The organism is Butyrivibrio sp. FCS006 (genome assembly GCF_000424525.1).
Classification (GTDB): Bacteria; Bacillota; Clostridia; order Lachnospirales; family Lachnospiraceae; genus Butyrivibrio.
Genome location: NZ_KE384205.1, coordinates 428,900 through 435,060, shown reverse-complemented (window position 1 = coordinate 435,060; position 6,161 = coordinate 428,900). Strand labels below are relative to the sequence as shown.

Here is a 6,161-nt window from a genome sequence, read left to right as displayed (position 1 = left end):
TTCGTGCTTAATTGACAGGTAAAAGAGTTTTGCACAATCCGAATTTCGCGACAAATTTATGGCAGAAGTAGGGTTGCAATCATTGTTGACAGGTAAAATACCGGGACAACCTCTTTTACAACAGTCATCCAACAATCATCCAATAATCATCCATAACTTGTGACGCAAGAACAGATTTCTGCTACCATAGATAAAAGAGATTTAATCGTGAAATGAACAAAGTAAGACAAATAAAGAAAGAAAAATAAAGCAAGACGCACAAAGCAAGCTGAAGAAAGGCATAACCCCATGAAACTACGCGCATACAAGAAAAGTGATTCCCCAATAATAGCAACCTGGTTGCGCACTGAGGAAGAGCTATACAGATGGTCAGCGGACAGGTACGGATTCTTTCCGCTAAAACCTGACAGCGTAGATGAAAACTACGCTCCGGCGATAGGGATCGGAAGATTCTTTCCGCTGACGGCAATAGATGATTATAACAATGTCATAGGACACCTGATCATAAGGTATCCCAACGAAAACGATGATTCTTCAGTCAGGTTCGGCTTCGTGATCGTGGACCCGGAGATTCGCGGAAAGGGTTACGGGCAGGAGATGCTGAAGCTTGCAATAGAATATGTAAAAGAGAATCTGACCGCCACCAGGATCGACCTGGGCGTTTTCGTCAATAACCCAAAAGCCAGGAAATGTTATGAAGCAGTAGGGTTTACCGAGTATGGTGCACACGTCATAAACACGCCCTACGGACCATGGGACTGTGTCGACATGGAGTTATTCCCGACAAGATGCTAAGCATCAAAGTAAAGCGAAATTACTAAATAACAGAAGAGTAATAAAACCGGAACAGGAGGCATAAAGATGGTCATTTGCAGTGCAAATGCTCCTTTTTCAGCAAGATAATTCAGGAAAAAGGAGCGAATTAAAATGAAAAACAGAATAAAGAATCTAAAAGACTTCTACGTACTTTGGAGTACACAGAGCCTGTCACAGCTTGGAAGTGCCATAACGCAGTTTGCGCTTACGCTCTGGATTTATGAAAAGACAGGATCGGCGCTGAGCACAGCGACGCTGACAATCTGCACTTATGCGCCGTACGTTATAATGAGCATTTTTGCCGGCGCACTTTCAGATAAGTTTGATAAAAAGAAAACCATGCTTATCTGCGACCTGTTTGCGGCACTTACAACGGTACTTGTATTTGTGCTTTATAAGACGGACCTATTGTCCATGTGGCATCTGTATGCCATCAACATGGTGTCGGGACTTATGAATACCGTTCAGCAGCCGGCTTCCGAGGTAGCATACACGCTTATTGTGCCCAAAGACGATTATCAAAAGACAAGCGGGCTTCAGCAACTGAGCAGATCACTTGTATCAATCGGAAACCCGATCATTTCAGCGTCTCTTTATGCGCTGGCGGGGCTTGATGTTGTTATCGCTGTTGACCTTCTGACCTTTGCCGTTGCCTTCTTTTCACTGCTGCTTTTCGTGAGAATTCCCGAAATCAGCAGCAAGGCAAACTCAGAAGGAAATGTTCTGACGCTTGCAAAAGAGGGACTTGTCTTTTTGAAAAAGACACCGATGATACTCCATGTGATATTGTTCATGTCGGGAGTTAACCTGATTGCATCTGCGTTTGATGCAGTGCTTCCGGCACTGGTGATTCCAAAAGCAGGAAACAGTGTCTTTGGAATAGTTACTGCATGTTCCGGAATAGCTATGGTTGTAGGCAGCTTTTTGCCGACTGTTCTTCCAAAGCCCAAGGACAGGGTAAGAGTGATATTCCTCACAATGCTCTTTTCCCTGGGAACGGAAAACTTCGTACTGGCGTTTTCAGAAAACCCGGTGATATGGTGCATCGGACAGTTTATTGGATGGTTTTTTGTTCCGCTCATGGCGGCCAATCAGAACGTCATCATGCGAAACACCATACCTGTTGAACTTCAGGGAAGGGTATATGCGTGCAGAAATACACTGCAGTTCTTCACGATTCCGATAGGTCTTTTCCTGGGAGGGCTCTTTGTTGACAAGGTCTGCGAACCGTTCATGACTATCAGAGCCGGCAGCGCTTTCTGGACCACGTTGTTTGGTACGGGTAAAGGCTCGGGAGCTGCTCTTATGATGCTCATACTGGGCATAGCCGGTGTTGTAATGTGTCTGGTTTCCAGAGGGTTTATCAGGAAGTACTCCTACATTGAAGATTGATAGAAATGTCTTTTACCAAAAAATTGACTGACATTTTGGATAAAACCCTACATTATTTCTGAAAAAATGATATAATAAGAGAAGGGTTACGTTATTTATTTAACAATATTTTTCAAAGGAGGGTTTTTTCTTATGTCACGTTTTACACTGCCGAGGGATGTCTACCACGGGAAGGGCGCACTTGAGGCGCTTAAATCACTTGAGGGTAAAAGAGCTATCGTCTGCGTTGGTGGAAGCTCAATGAAGAAAGGTGGATTCCTTCAGAAGGTAGAGGATTACCTTAAAGAAGCAGGTATGGAAGTTGAACTGTTTGAGGGTATCGAGCCCGATCCTTCAGTTGAGACCGTTATGAAGGGTGCTGAGGCTATGCAGAAGTTCCAGCCTGACTGGATCGTAGCAATCGGTGGCGGATCACCTATCGATGCTGCCAAGGCTATGTGGATCAAGTACGAGTATCCCGAGACAACATTCGAGGATATGTGCAAGGTATTCGGACTTCCTAAGCTCCGCACAAAGGCTCATTTCTGTGCTATTCCTTCAACTTCAGGAACAGCTACAGAGGTTACAGCTTTCTCAATCATCACTGATTATGACAAGGGTATCAAGTACCCTATAGCTGATTTCGAGATCACACCTGATGTTGCCATCGTTGATCCCGAGCTCACACATACAATGCCTATCAAGCTCGTTGCTCACACAGGTATGGATGCGATCACACACGCTATCGAGGCTTATGTTTCAACAGCTAACTGCGACTACACAGACGCACTTGCAATCCATGCAATCGAGATGATCCAGGCTAACCTGGTTAAGTCATACAACGGCGATATGGATTCAAGAGATGCAATGCACAACGCACAGTGTCTTGCAGGAATGGCATTCTCAAATGCTCTTCTCGGAATCGTTCATTCAATGGCACACAAGACCGGTGCTGTATTTGCCGACAAGGGTGCACACATCATCCATGGCGCAGCAAACGCTATGTACCTTCCTAAGGTTATCGCATTCAACGCCAAGGACGAGACAGCCAAGAAGCGCTACGGCGTTATCGCTGATTACATGAACCTCGGCGGATCAAACGATGACGAGAAGGTTAAGCTTCTCATCGAGTATCTGCGCAAGATGAATGACGACCTCAACATTCCTCACTGCATCAAGAACTACGGTGCAGACGGTCTTCCTGCAGAGCAGGGCTTTGTTGCTGAGGACGTATTCCTTGACAGACTCCACGACATCGCAGCAAACGCTATTCTTGACGCCTGCACAGGATCCAATCCTCGTCAGCCCAGCCAGGAAGAGATGGAGAAACTCCTTAAGTGCTGCTACTACGACACAGAAGTTGATTTCTGATATTCTTAAGTCGATTACGGATTGTGCTATAAAAATGACAGTTGGCGCTCTGCATGTGCAGGGCGCCATTTTTTGCATTAGAATTATATCATCAAGAAAAATGAGCCCTTGACTCCGTCCCTGGGGGTCATAAATGAGCCACTGACTCCGTCCCTGGGGATCATTTCAGAAAGGATATGAAGATGCAGAAGATTGATTTTGGAAAGAACTGGACATATAAAAGAGCTGATGTGGAAGATACCTACAAAGAAGTAACGCTTCCGCATGATGCAATGCTGTGCGAGAAGAGGAGCATAGATAACCCGGGAATACACAATCTTGGCTATTTTGAGGGCCATGATTATGAGTATAAAAAGACCTTTAACCTTCCCGAAGATTATGCTGACAAGGATATAATCTTTGAGTTTGAGGGAGCTTATCACTCACCTGAAATCTACATAAACGGGAAGCTTTCAGCAAGATGGGACTATGGCTACACCGAGAGGTCTTTTGCACCGGATAATCTTAAGTTCGGTGAGGAAAAAGAGAATGCTAACGAGATAAAAGTCATTGTCCGCAATGCAGATCAGCCAAACAGCAGATGGTACTCAGGATCCGGAATCTACAGACCTGTATGGATGTATGTCGCAGACAAAGATCACATAGAGTTAAACAGCATAAGGGTCAGGACAATCGATGTAAAGGCTTCTGACAAAACCTATACCCGTGGAAGTGCGTTGATTGGAATAAGCGCAGAGACCACAACTCACGGCCCGTTTGAGTTTGCAATCCTTTCAAAAGACGGCGACGTGATCAACAGCGGGGTTGAACAGTCAGATGAAGAGGCGATTGTACAACTTGAAGATGTCCTCTTATGGAGTGCAAAAAGCCCTGCGCTCTACACCCTCAAAGTAAAATATCAGGAAGACATCGAGGAGGTTACCTTTGGCATCAGGACTCTTACCTGGGACAGAGAGCACGGAATGAGAGTAAACGGAAAGCGTATCCTTTTAAGAGGCGCATGCATTCATTCGGACAACCAGCTTCTTGGCGCAGTAACAGATCCTGACGCGGAGGAGAGAAGAGTAAAACTTCTTAAGAAGTGGGGCTACAACGCGATCAGAAGCGCTCACAATCCCTGCTCCAAATATCTGCTCGACGCCTGCGACAAGTACGGAATGTACATGATGGACGAGTATGTTGATATGTGGTACATCCACAAGAACAAGTATGACTACGCAACTCTTATGGAGAAGAATTACAGGGAAGACCTTAAGTCCATGGTTGAAAAGGACTACAACCACCCAAGCGTTATCATGTACTCAACAGGAAACGAAGTTGCTGAGACCGGCCAGGAGAGAGGCATCAAGCTGACAGAAGACATGACATTGCTCCTTCACAATCTTGACTGGACGAGGCCTGTCAGCTGCGGCGTAAATATCTTTTTCAACTTCCTCTTCTCAATGGGAATGGGAATCTACAGCGATGAGAAGGCGGAAAAAGACGCAAAGAACGGCGCAAAGAAAAAGAAGGCCGTGGGCAGCGAATTCTACAATCAGATGGCGGGACTGTTTGGCGATACCTTCATGAAGATGGGCGCAACCATCTATCCATGCGACGTAAAGACCAGAGATGCCTACGCAAATATGGACATTGCAGGCTACAACTACGGAATTCTCAGATATAAAAAAGACCTTAAGAAATATCCCGAAAGATTGATCCTTGGAAGCGAGACCTTCTGTAAGGACGCCTACAAGTTTTATGAATTTGCAAAAAGACATCCCGGCGTAGTCGGAGACTTTGTTTGGGCAGGTCAGGATTACATTGGAGAAGCAGGCATAGGTTCCTGGGAGTATGAGGATTACGCGCCTGCAGATTGCGACCAGGCAGGCTGGCTTACTGCCGGCTCAGGCAGACTCGACATCACGGGAAAAGAGATCGGTGAAGCATATTATACAAGGGTAGCCTTTGACAGAGAGAAAGGCCCTATCATCGCAGTTAAGCCCGTATATCAGAAAGGTAAGCATTCACCTTCCGCATGGAAACTCTCGGATGCTATCAGAAGCTGGTCCTACAGAGGCTGCGAAGGATATGAAGCAAGTGTCGAAGTTTATGCAAGAGCCGAGGATGTTGAGCTCTTTGTAAACGGAGTTTCAGTCGGAAGAAAGAAAGGAAAAGACTGCATCTTCCGCTTTAAGACTCCTTACAAAAACGGTCAGATCGTGGCAATCTCCTACGATAAGAACGGCCATGAGATTGGAAGAGATGAGCTTTCAACAGCAAAGGATGACACACAGCTTACCATAAAACCAGAAAAAGACAGCGTTCAAAAAGGTCACCTTTCCTACGTAAGGCTTTCGCTTACCGATTCAAACGGCGTATGGGAACCAATGGAAAAAGACAGGATCAAGGTGAGCGTATCAGGAGGAGAGCTTGTGGCGCTCGGAAACGGATGCCCCTACAATCCTGATGGATACTTAAAAGATGAGACCTTTACCTACTACGGAGAAATGCTCGCGATAGTAAGAGCGGGTGATGCCGACAAGGTAACCATTACAGCTACAGGGTCAGACGGCAAAGAATATACCTGCGAAATACCTGTTACAGCATAAGGAAAAACAAAG

General features: G+C 45.6%; 4 protein-coding genes. All 4 read left to right on the top strand.

The features are described from left to right. Positions 1–288: 288 nt before the first annotated feature. The 4 genes from G633_RS0116390 to G633_RS0116375 all read left to right on the top strand — a co-directional run bounded on the left by G633_RS0116390 (position 289) and on the right by G633_RS0116375 (position 6,149). Positions 289–795, top strand: a complete 507-nt coding sequence (locus G633_RS0116390; RefSeq protein WP_026520578.1) for a GNAT family N-acetyltransferase — start codon at positions 289–291, stop codon at positions 793–795. A 132-nt stretch (positions 796–927) separates the two neighbouring features. Continuing rightward, complete coding sequence (locus tag G633_RS0116385) at positions 928–2,208, top strand: MFS transporter (RefSeq protein WP_026520577.1); 1,281 nt, start codon at positions 928–930, stop codon at positions 2,206–2,208. Between the two features lie 132 nt (positions 2,209–2,340). Next, a complete protein-coding gene (locus G633_RS0116380) occupies positions 2,341–3,558 on the top strand; it encodes an iron-containing alcohol dehydrogenase (protein ID WP_026520576.1) in 1,218 nt (405 codons plus the stop codon). 176 nt (positions 3,559–3,734) lie between these two features. Next, positions 3,735–6,149, top strand: coding sequence for a glycoside hydrolase family 2 protein (locus G633_RS0116375; RefSeq protein ID WP_242838888.1), 2,415 nt, complete (start codon positions 3,735–3,737; stop codon positions 6,147–6,149). Positions 6,150–6,161: the final 12 nt, after the last annotated feature.